Source organism: Bacillus sp. 37MA (assembly GCF_000372765.1).
In the GTDB taxonomy this organism is placed as follows: domain Bacteria; phylum Bacillota; class Bacilli; order Bacillales; family Domibacillaceae; genus Domibacillus; species Domibacillus aminovorans.
The window spans coordinates 3,106,102-3,127,446 of the sequence record NZ_KB889752.1 but is presented as its reverse complement, the minus strand read 5'-3'; the positions used below and the strand labels follow the sequence as shown (position 1 = coordinate 3,127,446).

Annotated in this window: 17 protein-coding genes and 2 pseudogenes; 7 read left to right on the top strand and 12 right to left on the bottom strand. The window is 36.5% G+C overall.

Going from position 1 to position 21,345, the window contains the following annotated elements:
• Window positions 1-104 precede the first annotated feature (104 nt).
• The 5 genes and pseudogenes from A3M5_RS0117130 to A3M5_RS0117110 form a co-directional block, all read right to left on the bottom strand.
• Window positions 105-1,451 (bottom strand): GntP family permease, encoded by a 1,347-nt coding sequence (locus A3M5_RS0117130; protein WP_018395021.1) that lies wholly within the window; start codon window positions 1,449-1,451, stop codon window positions 105-107.
• Window positions 1,452-1,475: 24 nt separating this feature from the next.
• A complete protein-coding gene (gene gntK, locus A3M5_RS0117125; RefSeq protein WP_018395020.1) occupies window positions 1,476-3,017 on the bottom strand; it encodes a gluconokinase in 1,542 nt (513 codons plus the stop codon).
• Window positions 3,010-3,741 carry a GntR family transcriptional regulator gene (locus tag A3M5_RS0117120; protein WP_018395019.1) on the bottom strand — a complete coding sequence of 244 codons (732 nt, stop codon included), beginning with the start codon at window positions 3,739-3,741 and terminating at the stop codon, window positions 3,010-3,012. The genes gntK and A3M5_RS0117120 overlap by 8 nt, the downstream gene beginning before the upstream one ends.
• A 303-nt stretch (window positions 3,742-4,044) precedes the next feature.
• Window positions 4,045-4,751 (bottom strand): annotated as a pseudogene (locus A3M5_RS23265) (IS6 family transposase).
• A 159-nt stretch (window positions 4,752-4,910) separates the two neighbouring features.
• Entirely contained in the window at window positions 4,911-5,633 is a 723-nt protein-coding gene (locus A3M5_RS0117110; RefSeq protein ID WP_018395018.1) for a MurR/RpiR family transcriptional regulator, read from the bottom strand.
• A gap of 806 nt (window positions 5,634-6,439) precedes the next feature.
• Here A3M5_RS0117110 and A3M5_RS0117105 point away from each other — a divergent pair.
• The 5 genes from A3M5_RS0117105 to fbp all read left to right on the top strand — a co-directional run bounded on the left by A3M5_RS0117105 (window position 6,440) and on the right by fbp (window position 14,013).
• Window positions 6,440-7,219, top strand: a complete 780-nt coding sequence (locus A3M5_RS0117105) for an SDR family NAD(P)-dependent oxidoreductase (RefSeq protein ID WP_026221787.1) — start codon at window positions 6,440-6,442, stop codon at window positions 7,217-7,219.
• Between the two features lie 38 nt (window positions 7,220-7,257).
• Window positions 7,258-8,745 carry an FAD-binding oxidoreductase gene (locus tag A3M5_RS0117100; protein WP_018395016.1) on the top strand — a complete coding sequence of 496 codons (1,488 nt, stop codon included), beginning with the start codon at window positions 7,258-7,260 and terminating at the stop codon, window positions 8,743-8,745.
• A 4-nt stretch (window positions 8,746-8,749) separates the two neighbouring features.
• Window positions 8,750-10,180: an FGGY-family carbohydrate kinase gene (locus A3M5_RS0117095; protein WP_018395015.1), complete on the top strand. Its 1,431-nt coding sequence runs from the start codon at window positions 8,750-8,752 to the stop codon at window positions 10,178-10,180.
• A gap of 15 nt (window positions 10,181-10,195) precedes the next feature.
• The gene (locus A3M5_RS0117090) at window positions 10,196-11,488 is read left to right on the top strand and encodes an MFS transporter (RefSeq protein WP_018395014.1); all 1,293 of its coding nucleotides are present in this window, start codon (window positions 10,196-10,198) and stop codon (window positions 11,486-11,488) included.
• 593 nt (window positions 11,489-12,081) lie between these two features.
• Window positions 12,082-14,013 (top strand): fructose-1,6-bisphosphatase, encoded by a 1,932-nt coding sequence (fbp, locus tag A3M5_RS0117085; RefSeq protein ID WP_018395013.1) that lies wholly within the window; start codon window positions 12,082-12,084, stop codon window positions 14,011-14,013.
• A 109-nt stretch (window positions 14,014-14,122) separates the two neighbouring features.
• Here fbp and A3M5_RS0117080 read toward each other — a convergent pair whose 3' ends face one another.
• Window positions 14,123-14,314, bottom strand: coding sequence for a transposase (locus A3M5_RS0117080; protein WP_082193931.1), 192 nt, complete (start codon window positions 14,312-14,314; stop codon window positions 14,123-14,125).
• Window positions 14,315-14,487: 173 nt separating this feature from the next.
• Between A3M5_RS0117080 and A3M5_RS24905 the strand changes: the two are divergent.
• A pseudogene (locus tag A3M5_RS24905) lies at window positions 14,488-14,610 on the top strand (IS6 family transposase); the annotation flags it as partial.
• 16 nt (window positions 14,611-14,626) lie between these two features.
• Here A3M5_RS24905 and A3M5_RS0117075 read toward each other — a convergent pair.
• From A3M5_RS0117075 to A3M5_RS0117055, 5 genes are all read right to left on the bottom strand, one after another.
• A complete protein-coding gene (locus A3M5_RS0117075) occupies window positions 14,627-15,232 on the bottom strand; it encodes a recombinase family protein (protein WP_018395011.1) in 606 nt (201 codons plus the stop codon).
• Between the two features lie 557 nt (window positions 15,233-15,789).
• Window positions 15,790-16,797 (bottom strand): FecCD family ABC transporter permease, encoded by a 1,008-nt coding sequence (locus A3M5_RS0117070; protein WP_018395010.1) that lies wholly within the window; start codon window positions 16,795-16,797, stop codon window positions 15,790-15,792.
• Window positions 16,794-17,804 carry a FecCD family ABC transporter permease gene (locus A3M5_RS0117065; RefSeq protein ID WP_018395009.1) on the bottom strand — a complete coding sequence of 337 codons (1,011 nt, stop codon included), beginning with the start codon at window positions 17,802-17,804 and terminating at the stop codon, window positions 16,794-16,796. The genes A3M5_RS0117070 and A3M5_RS0117065 overlap by 4 nt, the downstream gene beginning before the upstream one ends.
• Window positions 17,805-17,873: 69 nt before the next feature.
• Window positions 17,874-18,803: an iron-hydroxamate ABC transporter substrate-binding protein gene (locus A3M5_RS0117060; protein ID WP_018395008.1), complete on the bottom strand. Its 930-nt coding sequence runs from the start codon at window positions 18,801-18,803 to the stop codon at window positions 17,874-17,876.
• Entirely contained in the window at window positions 18,748-19,599 is an 852-nt protein-coding gene (locus A3M5_RS0117055) for an ABC transporter ATP-binding protein (protein ID WP_018395007.1), read from the bottom strand. The genes A3M5_RS0117060 and A3M5_RS0117055 overlap by 56 nt, the downstream gene beginning before the upstream one ends.
• A 191-nt stretch (window positions 19,600-19,790) precedes the next feature.
• Between A3M5_RS0117055 and A3M5_RS0117050 the strand changes: the two genes are divergently transcribed.
• Entirely contained in the window at window positions 19,791-20,840 is a 1,050-nt protein-coding gene (locus A3M5_RS0117050; RefSeq protein ID WP_018395006.1) for an NAD(P)/FAD-dependent oxidoreductase, read from the top strand.
• Window positions 20,841-20,941: 101 nt separating this feature from the next.
• Here A3M5_RS0117050 and A3M5_RS0117045 read toward each other — a convergent pair whose 3' ends face one another.
• Window positions 20,942-21,337 (bottom strand): hypothetical protein, encoded by a 396-nt coding sequence (locus tag A3M5_RS0117045; RefSeq protein ID WP_018395005.1) that lies wholly within the window; start codon window positions 21,335-21,337, stop codon window positions 20,942-20,944.
• Window positions 21,338-21,345: the final 8 nt, after the last annotated feature.

The following is a 21,345-nucleotide window of genomic DNA, read 5'->3' as shown; positions in this document are numbered from 1 at the left end:
CCTGCTCCTTTTATTTAAGATTAATAGGCAGTAAAACCCTCACTTATAGACTTAGAAGATACTAAGAGAATAAGTGGGGGGATCTACTGCCCGGAAATATTGGTTTATACGAATAAACTTAGTAATAGAACAAATCCTAATCCAGCTACAGAAACGATTGTCTCAAGCAATGTCCATGTTGCAAATGTTTCTTTCATGCTTAGGCCAAAATACTCTTTAAACATCCAGAAGCCAGCATCATTAACATGTGAAGCTATTAAACTACCTGCTCCCGTTGCAAGCACGACTAAAGCAAGATTAACGTCAGATTGTCCTAACATCGGAATAACTAAACCGGCAGTTGTTAAAGCTGCAACAGTAGCAGAACCTAAGGAAATACGTAAGATTGCAGCGATGATCCAGGCAAGCAAGATTGGTGATAATGAAGTTCCTTGGAATAATTCGGCTACATAGTCACCTACGCCGCCATTAATCAATACTTGTTTGAAGGCTCCGCCGCCCCCAATGATTAAGAGCATCATCCCAATATGAGTAATAGCAGTTGTACAAGATTCCATTACATTTTTGATTGGGATTTTTCTTGCTAATCCCATTGTATAGACAGCAACTAATAAGGAAATCAACATGGAAGTTGATGCATCACCAATAAAACGGATAGCTGCTAGTAAGCTATTATCTTCAAATCCCATTGTTTTTTGTAGTAAAGTAATAATCGTAGCAATAGACATTAAAATAACAGGAAGCATTGCCGTAAATACACTGATACCAAATCCAGGTGTGTCTTCCAATTTAAATACTTTTTGTTCGCCTAAAGAGGCGATGTTACCAGTTTTTTCAAATGATGCAGGTACGAGTTTTTTGGTAAGCTTAGTAAATACAGGTCCAGCTAAAATAACTGTTGGAATTGAAATAATGAAACCGTAAAGTAAAACCTCACCAAGGTCCGCGCCATATTCACCAGCAATAACTGTAGGTCCTGGGTGTGGAGGTAAGAAACCGTGTGTTACGGATAAAGCTGCAGCCATCGGAATACCAAGATATAAGATAGAAACCTTTAATTCTTTTGAAATGGCAAACACGATTGGAATTAATAATACTAATCCTACTTCGAAAAATAACGCCACACCGATAATGAATGAAGCAGCTACGACCGCCCATTGAATATTTTTTTCACCAAATTTGTTAACGAGGGTCATGGCAATTCTTTGAGCGCCACCAGAATCAGCGATCAACTTACCTAACATCGCTCCAAGTCCAAAGATTAACGCTAAGTGACCAAGTGTTCCGCCTAATCCGGCTTCAATGGTTTTGACAATTTCCTCTAATGGCATTCCAAGTGCTAAAGCGACACCGAACGATACAATGATTAATGAAATAAAGGTGTTTAATTTGAAGCCCATTATTAAAATTAATAATGCTAAAATTCCAATTGCTACAATAACTAATGGCATTGTAATTTCCTCCTGCTGTTTATCTTATTGGTGTTTTATTAAGCTTCTTTGATAATTGGCAATCCGTGTATAATCGTCTTCTAATACTCTATATAGGTTAATGAAAATCGGCAGTAATTGCCTATATTCTTTTGTTGCATCTTCTTTTGGTGTGTGTTTGTTGGTACTGCCAACCATTTCAGAAACGACTTCAAATGATTGGATTTTTCCGGTGGCGTATAAGCCTAAAATATAAGCACCTAGACAAGAACTTTCGTAGCTTTCTGGAACGACTACTTCAGATGCGAATATATCGGACATCATTTGCCGCCAAACATCTGACCTTGCGAAGCCTCCAGTAGCTTGAATTCGGGTCACAGGACCGTCCATGCATTCGGTTAATGCTAAAAATACTGTGTATAAATTGTAAATGACTCCTTCTAGGGCTGCGCGAATCATATGTTCTTTCTTATGTGACATCGTTAAACCGAAGAATGAGCCACGTACGTCTGGATTCCATAATGGCGCACGTTCACCAGCGAGGTATGGATGGAATAATAATCCATTAGCTCCTGGTCTTACACGTTCAGCAATCTTGGTTAATACATCATATGGATCAATTCCTAGTCTTTTCGCTGTTTCTACTTCTGATGAGGCAAGTTCATCACGAATCCAGCGAAGGACCATCCCCCCATTGTTTACCGGCCCGCCAATTACCCAGTGCTTTTCCGTTAAGGCATAACAAAATATTCTTCCCTTTTCGTCTGTATGCGGCTTGTCAATAATGGTTCGAATGGCACCGCTTGTTCCAATTGTGACGGCAATTTCGCCTTTTCGTATCGCATTTACACCTAGATTAGACAGGACTCCATCGCTGGCACCAATGACAAAGGGTGTTTGTGGATCGATCCTAATCTGTTTTGCTAAATCTGAATCACAGTTGGTAAATATCTTGGTTGTTGGTACGAGCTCAGATAATTGAGCAGGTGTTATACCAGCAATTTTTAATGCTTCTTCATCCCAATCTAGTGTTTTGAGATTCATCAAGCCCATGGCTGAAGCCAGGGAATAATCGACAACATATTGATCAAAGAACTTTTTAAAAATATATTCTTTAATTCCAATATATTTTTTAACCTTGACAGCAGTTTCAGGAAGGTCATTCACAATCCAAGCTATTTTAGTTAATGGTGACATAGGGTGAATCGGTGTTCCCGTTCGTTTATAGACTTCATGGCCATTCAACTCATTTTTTATTTTATGTGCCCATGCTTCACTACGATTATCTGCCCATGTGATACAAGGCGTCAGCGGCTGCTCATTTTCATCCATGGCAATGACACTATGCATGGCACTGCTAAATGAAACAAACGATAGCTTTTTTTGTGAATGATGTTTCATTGTATTCGAAATGGCTTGTAGGACTGCCTGAAAAATCTCTTCTGGATTTTGTTCAGCTGTCGACATATCCGGTGTATAAAGCGGGTACCCGATATTTTCTTGTTGGATGACTTCGCCTTTTTCACTAAATAAAACGGCTTTCGTACTTGTGGTTCCGATATCTATACCTAACATATAGTTAGTCATTTTGTTGGACTACTCCTTTAGACAGCATTTGTTGCGACATCCATAGGTCTTCTACTTTCTCTTGAACATCATCAAAGTTTTCATGTAAAGACTTAATCATGAGGTCTCGATCTTTTGTTTTGACTGCATCAATATAAAGTTGATGATTATTTATGATCCGTGTAAAGTCTTCATACTTTTCTTTAAAACGACTGCGCATGGATAGAACAATTAAGCTTTCCATCACAGGTTTCAAATTATCCCAGATCATCAGGATGTAGGAATGATTGACGGACCGAATAATTGTTTCGTGGAATAGGACATCCTGATAAGAAAACTCATCAGCATCTCGGTATTTTATGGAAATTTTCATCATTTCTAGTATTTTACTAAGTTCCATTACTAATTCAATCGTGTCCATCCTTACAAGCCGTTCAAATACAAACGTTTCGATGAGTAAACGTACATCGTAAATTTCTGCATATTCTTTTTCTGTTAACCCAACAACAACGGCACCCATTCTTTCTAATCGGATGATATTTTCGGATGCCAATATTTTTAACGCTTCACGAATGGGTGAGCGACTTACAGCAAAATCTGCAGCTAATTTATTTTCTGATAATATGGTACCACTTTCGATCTCGCCGGAAATAATACGCATTCTAAGCTCGGATGTTACACGATTACCAGCAGAGGCCTTTGAAAGCCATTTGGAGGGATATAGAAATTCCCTTGATTCGGCCATAAATTCACCTTCTTAATTAATCAAGTATACTTGTATACAAGTATTATAAATAAGATTTTTAATTTGGCAAGCGCTTTTATTAGATCGATGCCTGTCACGCCCCGACATTTGTCGAAGCTGGATAGGTATTTAGAATGGTAGGGAATGATACATAGAATGGAAATTGTAATGGCGGCTTCGTTAGGGTTACTAATAATACTTGGAGGATGCAACTCAAAAACAGATGAATAATAACAAAACGGGTTCTGGTGCAAAAACTATTCCCTAGAAACATAAAGTGTCAGTTTTCTTTAATTTGCTATCTTATGAAGCTAACGCGAACAGTTTATGGATGAATTCTTTTGATTTTGTGCAGACTTCACCCCTTGATGGACTTGCCTTTTTTTCATCATATGCATGGCTTCAACGCCACTCAATATAGAAGTGGCTGTTTCATACGACTTGAATCCCAACATAGAACGCACACGTTTCTTAATGAAACGGTGATCTTGTTCCACTATATTATTGAGATATCTAACTTGCCTTATTTGTATGCCTTCAGGCATACTTTTCTCTTCTTTTAACTCTTGAATCGCTACGGGATAGGCTGGGTTCTTGTCTACTGTTATAATACGAGGTTTACAAATATGAGAAGCAGCCAAGGCTTTCTTGAAAAAGCGCTTGGCTGCTTGTTTATCCCTTGATTCACTTAGATAAAAATCAATGGTATTCCCTTCTGAATCGACTGCACGATATAAATACATCCATTGACCTTTTACTTTCACATACGTTTCATCGACTCTCCAGGAGTCATTTGTTGTTTTAAGATGACGTTGTACTCTTTCGTCTATTTCAGGTCCATATTGATGAACCCAACGCATAATGGTTGTGTGAGCGATAGATAAACCCCGTTCCTCCATCATTTCCACCAAATCACGAAAACTTAAGTTGTACCGTAGGTACCATCTTACCGTTAATAAAATAATATCAGGCTGATAATGCTTCCATTTAAACAAATTTTCCTTTTCCATACTGATCACACACCTTTTTTAGAGTAATAGTATCAGTATGTCCAAGATTTAGGGATTACTTGCACTTATCTTGAAGTTTTTGCACCAGAACCAAAAATTCAATGGTGATATTTTCCCTTTTATTGTCGAGCTTTTATTTCAAAATGAATCGGAATAACTTTAGTTATTTTTATCTCGTTCTGACATTAATCTCGCAATAACTTCTTCTACGAAGATAAAAAATACTGTTCGGGTTTTTTCAAAGGGTAACAGACTTTCATTTTGAGTAGATTTTGTTAAGTAAAATATATTATCAATTTCTAAAGCTAAAGAATTGTTATACTCTTCTAATATTAGCAATATTTCAGACCCACAAGACTTTATTGTATTAAAAAGGTTTTCAAAGGAAGTGTATTTGCCAGTTACTGAAAAAACAATAAAAAGAGTTTCATCATCAACCAAATGTTGAGCATAAGTTTCACTTTGGGTCGCAAAAATATTTTTTCCTGATACAAGAACAAGTTTATAAGCAAAGTATTCCACACAAATAAATGATGGACCTAGTCCGAATAGAACGATTCTGTTGTATTTCTTAAAAAGAGTTAAAAAATTATCAATCAAAAGTGGGTCAAAGTTTTCTATATATTTTTTTAGTCTTTCAAGCTCACTTGATTTTTTTTTGTCTTCAGAAATTATTTTCTCCCCGCTAAAAAATTGCTTGTACTGTTTAAAATTTTCAAACCCTAGTTTTCTTACAAGTTTTGATATTTTAGAAGGAGATACATCACAATATTCAGCAGCCTCTAATATTTTAAGTTTATAATTTTTTTCAATAATTTTAGAAAGTTTGTTATGGATAAAAAGATCTGGCTCATTTAAATTATTTGAATTTATATTTATCATATTTCTCTCTTTTCTTATATTCTGGTAAGTTAAATTTATTTTATTTTAATAGCCCTGTTTGTCAAGATAGTTGTCGCAATTTCCTTGTTTTCTATTGTATTTAGATTAAAGAACATCTAGTGCACGATCTGACAGGCTATTCATTCGTTCTCTGGGTTCCGAGCCTTTTTTTAAAAAAGTAATAAGACTGCAGTTTCTTCCAATGTCTCCACTTTGCCCGTTTTTTCTCTTCTTTTAACTCCTCTTGGTTTGATTGGATTCATGCCATTCTTAAACTTGTTCTCTATTTTCAACAATACTCCGCTAATTCTACTTGATTCATTGAGTACATTTCCACTTCGAATAAAAACTTATCTTCACTATTCCATTTTTCAGAACCTTTTCCATCCCAGGTGCAGCATAGGCATCTTTCTTTTACTTATACAACGTCGCGTTTCCTCACTAATTCGACTGATGGCCTCATTTCTAGGTGGCACAATCCTCTTCACAATGGATTCTTTTATTACCTTAATATAACATTTTTGTAATTTCCGTATCATGTCGATCAACCTCAGTACTTACTAAAGTATAACACTAAAATTCTATACGACATCTATCCAAAAAGAAGGGGATAGTCAATAAAAGCATAAGTTTATTAGCAATGTTATAGAAATGAAATGGGGTGAAAATTTTCCGAAAAACAAATAAAAAGTTCGAAAAAGTGAAAAATTTTCTTAAAAAAAGATTGCGTTTTGTATTTTTCATAGTAAAATAACCTTATCAAAAATAATATTTATAAGGCGGGTGTAAACATGATTACTGAAAAAATGGATATCAAAGATTTCTCAATGAATTTTTTTAGCTTAAAAGGAAAAGTGGCAATTATCACTGGAGGAAATTCAGGGTTGGGGCAAGGTTTTGCACTTGCACTTGCAAAAGCAGGGGCAGACATTTTTGCAGTTAGCATGGCTGATGACAATGATGAAACTAAAAGAATCATTGAAGCAGAAGGTGTTAAGTACCATCTTATGATTACAGACGTTACTAAAGATGGGGCTTGTAAAGAAATTGCAGAAGAATGCATTAGTACTTATGGAAAAATAGATATTCTCATGAATAATGCAGGTATTTGTATTAATGAACCAGATGTAACTAAGTTTACTCGAGTTCAATGGGATAAAATGATCGCTATTAATTTAACAGCTGGTTTTGAATTATCTCATGAGGTGGCTAAGTATATGATTCCACAAAAAAGTGGGAAAATTATTAATACTTGTTCTTTGTTTTCCTACCTAGGAGGTCAGTGGTCGCCAGCTTATGCTGCAAGCAAACACGGTTTAGCGGGTTTTACAAAAGCTTATTGTGATGAATTAGCTCAATTTAATATTCAAGTTAACGGTATTGCACCTGGGTATTTTGCTACCGCAGTTACAGCAGAGACAAGAGCTAACCCTGAAGCTAACCAACGTATTTTAGACCATATTCCAGCAAATAGATGGGGATATATTTTAGATTTAATGGGTACAACTGTATTTTTAGCTTCAGACGCTTCAAATTATGTAAATGGTACTTTAGTAAATGTTGATGGTGGATACTTAGTAAGATAAAGGAAAGTAAACGTTAATAAAAAGGAGATTTTCATACTATGAGTAAAGAACAGTTATTAAAAGATTTAGAGTCTATTATTTCGGTGGAACAAATAAATACAGATTATGATGCACTTTATGATGCGGCGGCAGATCGTTATAAAAAATATGCAAAAGCTAAAAAAGTCGTTGATAATCCAATGCCATTGGCAATTGTGTACCCATACTCAGTAGAAGAGGTAAAGTCACTTCTAATGTTCTGCGATAAAAATAATATCAATGTTATTCCTAGAAGCGGTAAAACAGCTACTGAAGGAGGACTTGACAACTGGAAAGAAACCGCTTTAGTGATTGATGGATCAAGAATGAATAAAATCGTCAAAATCGATACCTATAATATGCAAGCAACTGTACAAGCTGGCGTTAAACTACAAACGTTAGAAGATGAGTTACGTAAAGTTGGCTATACGACAGGTCACTCTCCACAGTCAAAACCAGTTGCACAATATGGTGGATTATTGGCAACGAGAAGTATTGGACAATTTTCAACGTTATACGGTGCAATTGAAGATATGGTTGTAGGGTTAGAATGTGTATTTCCAAATGGGCATATTTCTAGAATAAAGAATGTTCCAAGAAGAGCTGGCGGACCAGATATTAGACACATTGTAATCGGTAATGAAGGCACACTATGTTATATAACGGAAGTTACCGTTAAAATTTTTAAATACTACCCCGATAACAATGCTTTCCAAGGTTATTTACTAAAAGATGTTGATACAGGAATTAAAATTTTAAGAGAAGTTATTACAAATGGCTTTAGACCATCTGTTGCACGTGTATATTCTGAAGAAGATGCAAGACAACATTTTGCTCATTTCCATAAAGACAAATGTGTTTTGATTTTCATGTCAGAAGGACCAGAAAGTATTGTCAAGGCAACTACTGAAGCGATTGAAGAAGCCGTTTCTAAATTCCAAGAAGGAATAATTGAAAAAGTAGAAGACAATTTAATCGAAAATTGGTTTAATAACCTGAATTGGACGCAACAACACATTGATAATGAATTCCAAAGAATGGTTGATCTTAATAAGCATGATGGTTTTACAACTGAAGTATCAGCTGACTGGGAAAACATTGTTAAGATTTATCACAATGTAATGAAAAGAGTAAGAGAAGAATTTGATCGAATTGAAGATGTAACAATGCTTGGTGGACACTCATCCCATAGTTATCTTAATGGAACGAATATGTACTTTGTATACAACTATAATATTAATTGTGCGCCGGAAGATGAAATGAGAATTTATCATCATCCAATCCATTCAATTATTATTGAAGAAACATTAAAGCTTGGCGGTTCTATGTGTCATCACCATGGTATTGGAAAATATCGTACCGAGTGGACAGAAGAAGAACACGGTTCTGCTTACTATATGCTAGAGAAATTAAAAGAAGCTTTTGATCCTAATGGTACAATGAATTTCGGTACTATCTTCCCACAAGAAGAAGGTATGAAGTATATTAAAGGATCGAACGTGGAGTGATCTCATGAGCAAGTATATAATGGGGATTGATAATGGCTCGCAAAGTACAAAAGTAGCACTTTATGATTTAGAAGGAAATGAAGTTGCTTTTGGTTCTTATAAATTAAAAGAAACTTTATCAACTAAACCAGGAGTTGTCTTACATCCTGATGATGATTTGTGGGACAGTGTGTATGGAGGAATTAAAAATTGTCTAGCTAATTTTACTGGCAACAATGAAGATATTGTTGGAATTGGCTTATGTACAATTAGATGTTGTCGTGTTTTGTTAAAAGAAAATGGCCATCTAGCTTATCCCGTGATAAGCTGGATGGATTCCAGACTTGCCAAACCATATGAACATACTGACGATCAAGTAAAGTATGTAACGACAACTTCCGGTTATCTTGGATTTAGATTGACAGGTGAATTTAAGGATACTGCTGCAAACTATGAAGTTCACTGGCCATTAGATCGTGAAACTTTAGATTGGTCCAATGACGATGAAGTAATGAAGGCAAATGGATTGAAAAGAGAGATGTTATTTGATCTTGTAAAACCGGGCGACAAGATCGGAACGCTACGAAAAGAACTGGTTGATGAGTTTGGGTTTAATAAAGATATACCAGTAGTAGCCACCGCAAATGATAAAGCTGTAGAGGTGTTAGGCTCTGGAATTAAAGACGAAGGGGCAATTATGATATCTCTTGGCACTTTTATTTCTTCTATGATGTTAAGAGATAACTATTTTGAAAGCCCTGTCAATTTTTTCCCCACACTTGCGTGCATCCCATTTAAATATGTTTATGAATCAAACGGAATAAGACGTGGTATGTGGACGGTAAGTTGGTTTAAAAAACTAATAGGTGAAGAACTTGTTACTGAAGCTAAAAACCTAGGTGTATCGGAAGAAGATTATTTGAATATGAAAGCACAAGATATCCCAGTGGGCAGCGACGGTTTAATTACAATGTTAGATTGGTTACCTACACCATCGATCCCCTACAGAAAAGGTATTATGATAGGCTTTGATCAGCGCCATACAAAATTCCACGTGTACCGTTCAATTTTGGAAGCGATTGCTTTTAATATTAAAAACAATATTGATGATATGTTAGAGGAGATAGACGGTAATTTAAATGAAATAGTAGTATTAGGTGGTGGCTCCAAAAGTGATGTGATTATGCAAATTATTGCTGATCTTTTTGGATTACCCGTGCATAGACGTGAAGGTAGCAGTAGTGCATGTGTAGGAGCTGCTATATGTGTATGCCAGCATTTATCAATTTACAAAGATTTTGATGAGGCTGCAAATAAAATGGTTAAAACTCAACAAACGTTTAGACCAAACCAAGAAAATCACGAATTATACAATAAAATTAACGATACTGTCGTTAAAAATGTGAGAAAACATACAGATGAGATTTTAAAACTTACTTATCCAATTTTTAGCTAAGAAAGCAGTGATCATGTGGATACGAAAAATTATAAAAGATATTTTCAGTTTTTACTTATAGTTGTAGCGGCTGGATCGATATTTCCTCTTCTCTATTTAAAAACAAATTATCAAGAAACTCTTTTAGAAGTTTACGGTATAACTCTTATACAATTAAATGGTATATTTTCTGTTTTGGGGGTAGCTTCTCTCTTGGGGTATTTTCCAAGTGGCTGGCTTGCTGATAGATTTTCCGCAAAAAAACTTATATTCATTTCACTTTTGATTTGTGGACTTACTGGATTATGGTTTGCCCAAGTTCCGAGTTATCCAATCGTTATACTAATATTTATTATTTGGGGAATATTCACGATATTCACCTTTTGGGCAGCTCATTTAAAACTTGTAAAGTTAATTTCCAAAAAGGAAGAAGAAGGAAGATTTTTCGGTGCTTTAGATGGTGGCCGTGGAGTAGTAGAGGCTATTTTGGCTAGTATAGCATTATTTATTTTTACAAGCGTACTGGGAGGCAGCACAGAATTTGCTGATAAGAAAGAAGCCTTAATATCTGTTGTATACATGTATTCCGCTATGCTTATATTGGTGTCCTTCCTTATATTATTTTTTGTTAAGGAAGATAAACCATCTTCTAAAAAAGAAGAGTCTTTATCTCAGGAGAAAACCAATAATAAAATTAATGTTAGCGATATCAAAGAAATATTCAGTAATAAATTTGTATGGCTATTAGGTGGCATAATATTTATGTCATACATTGTGGCATGGTCTGTATATTATCAAGGTGGGTTTTTACAAACCAATGTAAAAATAGATGCAGCAACTGTAGGTAAAGTTACAGTAATCATGCTTTGGATGCGACCGATTGGCGGATTTTTAGGTGGATTTTTAGGAGATAAATTTGGCAAGAGTAGTATTTTAATAATAGCCTTAGGGTTAGCTTCAACTTTTTTAATAACTATATCACTCTCACCAGTTACTTTGCCTCACATTTACTTTAACGTTCTAGTAGTATTAATTGGATTAGCGGTTTATACTATTAGGGGTCTTTACTGGTCGTTACTTGGTGATTGTAATATAAATGAAAAGATACTCGGTCTTGCAATCGGATGTATTTCCTTTATAGGTTATTTCCCAGATATTATAATACCTAACGTAAACATTTGGTTGTTTAAAACATATGGAGATAACGGTGGTTATAATGCGTACTTTATCTTTTGTGCATCCGCAGGTATACTCGCTATCTTAATAACTTTAATCTTTAAAATGGCAGTGAAGAAAAACAATAAAAATTTAATTGAAACAGCAGAATGAAATACGGAAAATGTTTAAGAAAAACATAAAGTGGATGAGATAAAACGGTAAAAGGCAACCGACTTGTTCATTTTCATACAGTAAATTTTCATTTCAAATAATCTATATGTAATCTGTAAGTGTTAAAGGGATAAGGGATCGTACATATTCGTGCTTATTCATATGTACGACCCTTTTATATCTTCAACAATAAGGCGCAATTGTTGAAAAACCTTTAGAGGTTATGCGTATTTGAGGTTTGAAAATTAAATACCATTATTGTCACTTTACAATAATGGTATTTTTTACTTTATTGAGGTTCATCGCATTCGTGAAAAACTGAATAAGATGGGACATGGGAACAGGCTTAAGTACGAGTGTCTACTGCCCATGCTGTTTTTCGATTTTTTTTGTGCTTGGAAATGTGGGAGATTCATAAGTTCTTTGATAAACTGGGTATGCAAGTGGCAGGTCCGTTATCGTGTTAGTCTCGACAACTCTCACGATAACGGACCTGCCACTTGTTTGCATTTATTTAGCTTTGTCAACTACATCTTATGGTGATGAACCTAGATGGAGAATTAGTGGTTAATTTTGGAGGGGGATACATAATTTTGAATTCAAATTACTTAGATTTATTAGCGCAAAAATATGATAGTGAAGAAAAAGTGGCCACTGAAATTATTAATCTTGAAGCTATCCTTAATCTACCTAAGGGGACTGAACATTTTGTTAGTGATTTACATGGGGAGTACCAAGCCTTTCAGCATGTGTTAAGAAATGGTTCGGGAAATGTAAATGTGAAAATAAAAGACCTTTTTAAAGATGATTTATCTAAAAAAGAATTGAATGAATTCGCGACATTAGTTTATTATCCTGAAGAAAAAATACAATTAATTAAGAATAATTTTGGCAATGAAAAAGAATTAAACCAATGGTACACAGATATCATTGAGCGTATGATGAAGCTCATTTCTTATGCTTCCTCCAAATATACACGCTCGAAATTACGTAAAGCATTGCCTAAACAGTTTGTTTTTATTATAGAAGAATTATTATATAAAACAGATGAATTCACAAACAAGAAAGATTATTATACAAAAATCGTCCAGCAAATTATTTCACTTGGTCAGGCTGATAAGCTTATTATTGGTCTTGCATATACCACTCAGAGATTGGTTGTTGACCATCTTCATGTCGTGGGGGATATTTATGACCGCGGCCCTGACCCTGAAAAAATTATGGAAACTCTCGTGAATTATCATTCCGTTGATATTCAGTGGGGGAATCATGATGTCCTTTGGATAGGCGCCTTTGCTGGTTCAAAGGTTTGTCTTGCTAATATTATTCGTATATGTGCTCGCTACAATAATTTAGATATTATTGAAGATGCGTATGGAATAAATCTTAGACCACTTCTGAACCTTGCGGAAAAGTACTATGACGATAATCCAGCCTTTAGACCAAAGAGACATTCAGATGAAAAACTATCTGAGCAAGAACATTTACAAATTACCAAAATTCATCAAGCCATTTCCATGATTCAGTTCAAACTTGAAAGTCCTATCATAAAGAGACGACCGTGCTTTGATATGTCTGAGAGGCTTTTGCTTGAGAAAATTGATTATGACAAAAATGAAATAACGATTTACGGGAAAAAGTACCCGCTAGAAAATACTTGTTTTGCAACGATTAATCCAGAGCAACCTAATCAATTATTGGAGGAAGAAGAGCAAGTAATCGAAAGACTGTTATTTTCTGTTCAGCATTCAGAAAAACTGGCTAGACATATGAATTTTCTGATGAAAAAAGGCAGTCTTTATTTGAAATATAATGGAAACCTATTAATACATGGTTGTATTCCTTTAGATGAAAAAGGAAATTTGGAAAAAATGGTGATTGAAAATAAAACCTATGCAGGCCATGATTTACTTGATATTTTTGAGCATTATTTACGATATGCATTTGCACATCCTGAAGAGACGGATGACCTTGCGACAGATATGGCCTGGTATTTATGGACAGGAGAATATTCATCACTCTTTGGGAAAAGAGAAATGACAACCTTTGAGAGGTACTTTATTAAGGATAAGGAAACCCATAGAGAGAGAAAGAACCCATACTACTATTTACGTGAAGATGAGGACATTTGCCGTAAAATCCTAACTGAATTTGATCTTAGTCCTGATCAAGGTCATATTATAAATGGCCATACACCAGTTAAAGAAATTAATGGAGAAAACCCAATTAAGGCAAATGGGAAGATGATTGTCATCGATGGAGGTTTTTCAAAAGCTTATCAATCAACAACGGGTATAGCTGGATACACTCTACTATACAATTCCTACGGCATGCAATTGGTCGCCCATAAACACTTTAATTCAAAAGAAGATGTTCTATGTAACGGAACGGATGTTTTATCAGTAAAAAGATTGGTGGATAAAGAATTAGAGAGAAAAAAGGTTAGAGAAACGAATGTTGGTGAGGAATTATTACAGGAAATCTCTATTTTGAATAGTCTGAGGGAATATCGTTATATGAAATGACATCAGTTATTACCCCTCAATTGAGTTGAAAAAAGAGCAGCCGCTAGTCTGTATGAATCTGGTATTTTATCAAAATTTAGGTTCATCACCATAACGTGTAGTTGACAGCTCAAATCAGGCATCCGGTCTCGAGCCGGATGCGCAGCTTGAAGCGCTCCATGTTGCGGTAGCCATAAGCTCGGCGCTTGATGAGCTTTATTTTGTTGTTTGTTCCTTCAGCTTTGCCGTTGGATTCTGGATACACGGCAGCTGCCAAAAAAGATGCCTTCCGGGTGAGAAGCGTCTTGGCGATCTTTCTCACGACAGCGACTTCATGGAATGTCTATTGTTGAAACCAGCCACTTGAGCGTACATCGTCCGTTTTTTCGTCCGTGCTTTTCAGTACGTACCGAAGATGCTGGAGGGACTGGTATAGCGCACGGATGCCTTCGTCATCCCGGCACCAGTCCCATACTTCCTGCCGTTCTGATTCTGAAAGCTTTGCGGTCTTTTCATGTTTCGAAACCTCGCGTCATAACAGTGGATAAAAACCCTGCTTATCCTCTAGCCATCAAAGCCTTACAAGAAACAAAAAGCATGCCGACAGGCATGCAACTCATTTAAATGATCACTGTTAAAAAGACTTTTCGTACTCTTTTATTAATTTATAAAAAGTCGTCTTTTTAACACCTAATTCTCCCATGGCTTTAACAGCTGTCATCTCCCCTGCTTTCCAACGATCATAGACTTCTTTAAATTCTTCTGTCACTTTTACTTTAGGTCGACCAAACGCTATCCCCTTTTGCAAAGCTAAATCAATTCCTTCACGCTGCCGCTTCCAAATCCGTTCCCGTTCTTCTTCCGCCATCCAAGAAAGAATCTGCAAAACAAGGTCCGCAATGAATGTGCCAAGGCTATCCTTAAACTGCGTCGTATCCAGCAATGGCATATCCAAGACCACAATATCGGCTTGAATGTTCTTCGTAATATCATTCCACTCCTGTAAAATCTCTTCTTTATTCCTTCCGAAACGATCCAGAGAATGGATGTACAATACATCGCCTTTTCTTAAAATTCTCTTAAGCAGTTGATACTGTTCCCGGTTAAAATATTTTCCGCTTTGTTTATCTAGAAAAAATGTCTCGTTCATCAATCCTTTTTCTTTCAAGGCTTCGAGTTGTCTTCCTTCATTTTGATCCTTACTGCTAACTCGTATGTATCCAAATTTTCGAACGTTCATCTATAGCTACCTCATTCAGTTTCTTTTTCTGTCATTCTACTAAAAAACGTTCGTAAAAGTGCATAAAAATTTATGGACGTTCGGTAATTATTTTTAAACGTTTACGAACGTCTAAATAAACAGATTGGACGAAAAAACAAACCGTTCGCAAAAGTGTACTTTTACGAACGGCTTGTTCATTTCTGGATTGCATTCTTATGCATAATGATATTTAAACACAGTTCAAATAATTTGGACGGAGTTACGTGCGTTTATACGTCTTTTTTGATGAACAAATGCGACAAAACAAATGAAAAGTGACATGAATAATAACAAAACGCCATTTAAAACGGTCTAGATGCTGTGACAGAAGATAATTTTAGTAAGGATGAAGGATTATTTGAGGGGCATTAGATTAATAAAGTGGAAGGCTCCGGAGAACAAACTTTAATAATATCGAAAAAGATCAGCTGGTACAAGCCGAATAAGGAAATAGCAGTGAATAAAAATTACTATAAAATCCCTTGGGAATATGTCCATTCTCAAGGGATTTTATTTACAGTCTAAGGTGGTGCGCCTTATTTTTTCAATAATAAATACATAAAATAGGGTGCACCAATTAATGCGGCCATAATACCTGCTGGAATACCATCCGGATCAACTAAATTACGTCCGATGGTGTCTGCAAGTAATAATAGCCATCCGCCAATCAGAATGGCAAGGGGGAGAAACAATTGATTTCTCGGTCCTACTAGCGCTTTTGCGATATGGGGAGCGATGAGCCCGATAAAGGCAATTCCACCTGTGACGGAAACGGCAGAAGCTGCTAGCGCAACCGCTGTTAAGAGCAAGACAATCCGTTCCTTTTCAATCGAAACCCCGATGCCAATCGCCACAGGTTCGCTAAGTCCAAGAAGATTTAAACGATTGGCTTTGTATAGCGTAAAGGGAATAAGGACTACCAACCAAGGAAGGATTGCCCATATAAAAGGCCAATCGGCACCCCAAATATTCCCGGCTAACCATTTCGCGATAAAATCCACTTTTGAACGTTCAGCCGATGAAATTAGTACAATCATGATACCGGAAAGTGCCATTGAAAATCCGATCCCAACGAGCACTAAACGAACGGGTTGAAGACCTACATTTCGGTTATATGAAAACACATAGATTAAGCATGCAGTGATTAAAGCACCTATGAAAGCAACAATTGGAAGCAAATAAACGAATGCTCCTGCTTGCACAGGGACAAACAAAAAGAAAATAGCAATGGCTACACCGGCTCCAGAATTAATACCGATAATGCCAGGATCCGCTAAATCATTGCGCGTAATTCCTTGCAAAATAGCACCGGATAGGGCAAGAGCCATGCCCGCTAATAACGTAATAATTATCCGTGGTAATCGAACAGAAAATAAAATAAAATCTTCTTTAAACGTACCTTGACCAAGAAAAGTTGGGATCAGCCTGTCATACGTTAACGAGGAATAACCGATGCCCATTCCAATAACGGCTGTCAATATAATAAGTGCTGTTAACAGACAAAAGATGATTCGCTGTTTTTTGAGTAACGCTGGCTGAATCATGAGAATGCTTTGCCTCCTTTGTGGACGATTAAAAGAAAGAAGGGCAAGCCCAGCATGGCAACAATAGCCGCCACAGGTGTTTCATAAGGAGAATTGATTGTACGGCCAAGCGTATCGGCAAACAGCATAAAAATGGCTCCTGAAACAGCCGCCATCGGTATAATATAACGATAATCAGTTCCAACGATTGCTCGAACTATATGAGGAACCATTAAACCGATAAATGCCATATTCCCAGCAAGTGCTACAGAAGCACCGGCGAGTAATGTAATGACAATAAATAGGATCGTTTTTATTTGTGTTGTCTTTTGACCTAATCCAACAGCTGTTTCTTCGTTTAAACTAAGAATGGTCAGTTGTCTTGAGAGGATAAGAGAAATAAGTATACTGATCGAAATGAAGGGCACGATCACTTGAAGCTGTCCCCATGAAGTACCGATCAATCCTCCGGCAGTCCACATGGATACATCTTTTGAAACTTTGAAGTAAATACCAATTCCTTCTGCGATAGCAGATAGGAAGACGGAAACAGCCGCCCCGGCGAGTACAATTCGCAGAGGGGAAAAGCCGCCCTTTTTCATAGCACCAAGACCGAAAACCATCATGGCTCCGATAGCCGCCCCCACAAAACAAGCAATCATGATTCCAAAATAATTGGCTGCAGGGATAAAAGCCACGGTCATTGCCAGTGCAGCATTTGCACCAGCAGTTAATCCAAGTAAACTGGGGTCGGCCAGTGGATTTCTTGTCATACCTTGCATCATTGCACCCGAAACGGCTAATGCCGCTCCGACAAAAATTGCGGCAATTTCACGCGGCAGGCGAATTTCACGGATAATGGAAATAGCATCTCCCTTCGTCCCCGAAGAAAGTGCCAGCCAAACATCTTTAAACGTGATGTCCGCTGCTCCGAATACCATCGCTATCACAAACATCCCAACAAACACAAGGCCTCCCGCAATCAGTTTAAAAACAAATGGGATAGTATAGTCGTTTTCTTTCATCATTAATTAATCATCTTTTCTTTTATAGAATAAAGGAGGAACTCTTAAGTTAAGAATTCCTCCTTATTTGAATTAGTTACCAAGAAAGTTTTTAATAAAGTAATCTAGCTGAAAATCTAACGTTAATGGATCATTGAAGTAGAATTCTTTCATGTTCACTTCAAAAACTCGGTTATTTTTAACAGCAGGGATGTTTTTATACGTATCGGTTTCTTGGAATGAATTATCCTGCTCCGAGTCTTTACTAAGAATGACATAGTCTCCTGAAAACTCAGGCATAACCTCTAATGATAATGCGTAGTATCCATCTTTTAAAGCCGTTTCTTTTACTTTTTCAGGCATCTTTAATTTCATTTCTTGATAAAGAATTTCTGTACCACGGCCCCAGTTATCGCCGTATACATAAAGTTGTTTGTCAAAGTTTTCAATGACAGAAACAGTTGTCTCTTCACCGATTTTGGCTTTAATGTCTTCACCGGCTGTTTGTGCACGTTTTTTGAAGTCATCAATCCATGCTTTTGCTTCTTTTTCTTTATTTAATAATTTGCCTATTTCTAAGTGTTGGGTTAAATAATCTACTTTTCCGTATGTATACGTGACAGTAGGAGCAATTTCACTTAATTTATCGACATTGTTAATCGTTGATAAACCAATGATTAAATCAGGTTCTAGTTCAATAATTTTTTCTAAACTTTCATCGGATACTTCTTCTACGTTTTTTAATTCCTTTTCAAAGCGTGGATTCATCTTGGACCATGAATCCACCCCAACAAGATTGACATCTAAAGCCATGATGTTACCAGCAAAAGAAGAAAGTACCAAAACCCGTTGTGGGTCAGCAGGAACTTCGATAGGTCCATTTTCGGATTGATAGGTGATGGTGCCTGATTTTTCTTTGTCCGTAGAGGCCTCTTTCTCGTTATTGTCAGATTCATTACTACAAGCACTAATAATTAGCACGAGCACGAGCATTAGCATGAATGGGATTAATCGTTTTTTCATTTTTATCTTCTCCTTTTAATAGATCGTATGTAATACACATTGGTTTCTTTGTACGGGGGTCCCGTCCAATTTCAGCGTCAATATGAAAAACTTTTTTTAACACACTTTGATTAATAACTTCCTCGCAAACTCCGGCTTTAACTATTTCTCCGTCTTTTAAAGCAATTATAAAGTCAGCGAAACGAGCAGCTTGGTTTAAATCATGAAGGACCATGACAATCGTACGTTCTTGTTCTACATTTAATTTTTGCAAAAGTTCTAAAACTTCCAATTGATGTGCCATGTCTAAATAAGTTGTAGGTTCATCAAGAAAAATCATTTCCGTTTCTTGTGCAAGAGCCATGGCAATCCAGACGCGTTGGCGTTGACCTCCTGACAGGGCATCGACAGGTCGGAACTTAAAATCGTGTGTGCCTGTGACTTCAAGTGCCCAATCAATGATTTCATAATCTTTTTTTGTTAAGCGTCCGAAGCCTTTTTGATAGGGAAAACGGCCATAAGATATTAGCTCACCGACCGTCAATCCACTTGCACTTTCTGGTGTTTGCGGAAGAATCGCCATTTTTTTGGCGAGTCGCTTTGTGCTTTCTTTGGAGATGTGTTCTCCATCTAAAATGACTGTTCCAGATTGATACGGAATAATGCGAGTCATTGCTTTTAGCAGCGTAGATTTTCCACAGCCATTCGAACCGATAATGGTTGTAATTTTTTTATCAGGAATTTGTATATTGAGATCTTTTATAATTAAACGTTCACCGTAGCTAATCTGTAAATCATCTGTGTATAGGCGAACCATTACTTCACCGCCATTCATTGGAATATATAACTGAAATAGTTAATAATGATAATCAATTTCATTTCTTTGAACATCATAAATCCATCTATTTTAATTGTCAACCGTTGTTTTTATTGTGAAAGTAGAGGAAAATGTGTATATTTAATTGATAATGATAATCAATGATAATTAATTTGTAGGAGTGAATAGATATGGAACAGCAAGAGCTATTTGATGTAACTGTCATTGGAGGAGGTCCAGCAGGGCTTTATTCCACTTTTTATAGTGGACTTAGAGAAATGAAAACAAAGCTTATTGAATATCAACCACAATTAGGCGGGAAAATTCATGTGTATCCAGAGAAAATGATTTGGGACGTTGGAGGACTGACGCCAATAACAGGAGCAAAATTAATTGAACAGCTTGTAGAGCAAGGTTTGACGTTTAACCCAAAAGTAGTGTTGAATGAAAAAGTAGAGTTGATCACCCGTGATGATCAAGGCATTTTTGTATTACAATCTGCTTCAGGCCAAAAGCATTTTTCGAAAACAGTCATTGTGGCTGTTGGCGGTGGAATATTAAACCCGCAAAAGTTGAAAATAGAAGGTGCAGAGAGATTTGAAGTGTCTAATTTAAATTACACAGTAAAGTCTTTAAAACATTTCAAAGATAAAACGGTGATTATTTCAGGTGGAGGGAATTCTGCAATCGATTGGGCAAATGAATTAGAACCTATCGCCAAAAATGTTTATTTAACATATAGAAAAGATGCTTTAGCAGGTCATGAAGCACAAGTAACAGAGCTGATGAACAGTTCCGCTATTTGTTTCTTTAATACGTCGATTACAAAACTAATGGCTAGCACTAATCATGAAGTCATTGAACGTGTTGAACTGACAAATCATGAAACAGGAGAGATATCGTATTTGCTAATTGATGAAGTGATTATTAATCATGGTTATGAACGTGATAAGACATTACTTGAAAATAGTGAAGTGGAGATAGCAATAGCAGATGATTATTATATCGCAGGTAATGCTGTGAGCGAATCTTCAGTAGATGGACTATACGCGGCTGGAGACATTCTAAAGCACGAAGGGAAATTACATTTAATAGCGGGTGCTTTCCAAGATGCCGCAAATGCTGTAAACAAAGCGAAGCAATTTATTCACCCTGATGCTAATAAAACTGGAATGGTCTCTTCACATAATGAGATCTTTAAAAAGCGCAATCGGGAATTGGTTCAAAAAATGATGAAATAATCTACACTCCTTTAACCCGAAGAAAGCCGTTCCTTTAATCGTATTTCTACAATGAATGAAGGAACGGCTTTAAAGTTGATGTTCAATAATAAGAATGCAAACTATTCTCTTCCATCCAATACACTTCTTTTCGGAATAAAAAGCTGTAAAAGCTTGTACACACTTCTTTTAATTGTTGTCCAAATGAATAAACTTCTATATTGCATTCGGTTAGTTACCGCGAGCCTCATACGATGAATGTGTTCTTCAGTCACATACGTAGTTTCTCGGTCGATTTGTCCTTCCTTATTCAAATTTTCAATGTAGTTGGTTTCCTCTTCAAGGGCCTTCATCCGAATTTCGGTTTCCACTAATTTCAGTTGATCAGATTCTTCATCACGTACAATTTTAAGACGATTTCGGGTTTGGTTGTACGTCGCGGACAATGCGGCTCCACGGTTGTCATCATTCATCAGTTCACGGATAGAGCTAATGGCAGCATTAATCGTACGAATCATAGCAGTCC

Excerpts from the sequence above, each read along its gene's own strand:
- A3M5_RS0117130 (WP_018395021.1), bottom strand. The coding sequence starts at position 1,451 with ATGCCATTAGTTATTGTAGCAATTGGAATTTTAGCATTATTAATTTTA.
- gntK (WP_018395020.1), bottom strand. The coding sequence starts at position 3,017 with ATGACTAACTATATGTTAGGTATAGATATCGGAACCACAAGTACGAAA.
- A3M5_RS0117120 (WP_018395019.1), bottom strand. The coding sequence starts at position 3,741 with ATGGCCGAATCAAGGGAATTTCTATATCCCTCCAAATGGCTTTCAAAG.
- A3M5_RS0117110 (WP_018395018.1), bottom strand. The coding sequence starts at position 5,633 with ATGATAAATATAAATTCAAATAATTTAAATGAGCCAGATCTTTTTATC.
- A3M5_RS0117105 (WP_026221787.1), top strand. The coding sequence starts at position 6,440 with ATGGATATCAAAGATTTCTCAATGAATTTTTTTAGCTTAAAAGGAAAA.
- A3M5_RS0117100 (WP_018395016.1), top strand. The coding sequence starts at position 7,258 with ATGAGTAAAGAACAGTTATTAAAAGATTTAGAGTCTATTATTTCGGTG.
- A3M5_RS0117095 (WP_018395015.1), top strand. The coding sequence starts at position 8,750 with ATGAGCAAGTATATAATGGGGATTGATAATGGCTCGCAAAGTACAAAA.
- A3M5_RS0117075 (WP_018395011.1), bottom strand. The coding sequence starts at position 15,232 with ATGAACGTTCGAAAATTTGGATACATACGAGTTAGCAGTAAGGATCAA.
- A3M5_RS0117070 (WP_018395010.1), bottom strand. The coding sequence starts at position 16,797 with ATGATTCAGCCAGCGTTACTCAAAAAACAGCGAATCATCTTTTGTCTG.
- A3M5_RS0117065 (WP_018395009.1), bottom strand. The coding sequence starts at position 17,804 with ATGATGAAAGAAAACGACTATACTATCCCATTTGTTTTTAAACTGATT.
- A3M5_RS0117060 (WP_018395008.1), bottom strand. The coding sequence starts at position 18,803 with ATGAAAAAACGATTAATCCCATTCATGCTAATGCTCGTGCTCGTGCTA.
- A3M5_RS0117055 (WP_018395007.1), bottom strand. The coding sequence starts at position 19,599 with ATGGTTCGCCTATACACAGATGATTTACAGATTAGCTACGGTGAACGT.
- A3M5_RS0117050 (WP_018395006.1), top strand. The coding sequence starts at position 19,791 with ATGGAACAGCAAGAGCTATTTGATGTAACTGTCATTGGAGGAGGTCCA.
- A3M5_RS0117045 (WP_018395005.1), bottom strand. The coding sequence starts at position 21,337 with ATGATTCGTACGATTAATGCTGCCATTAGCTCTATCCGTGAACTGATG.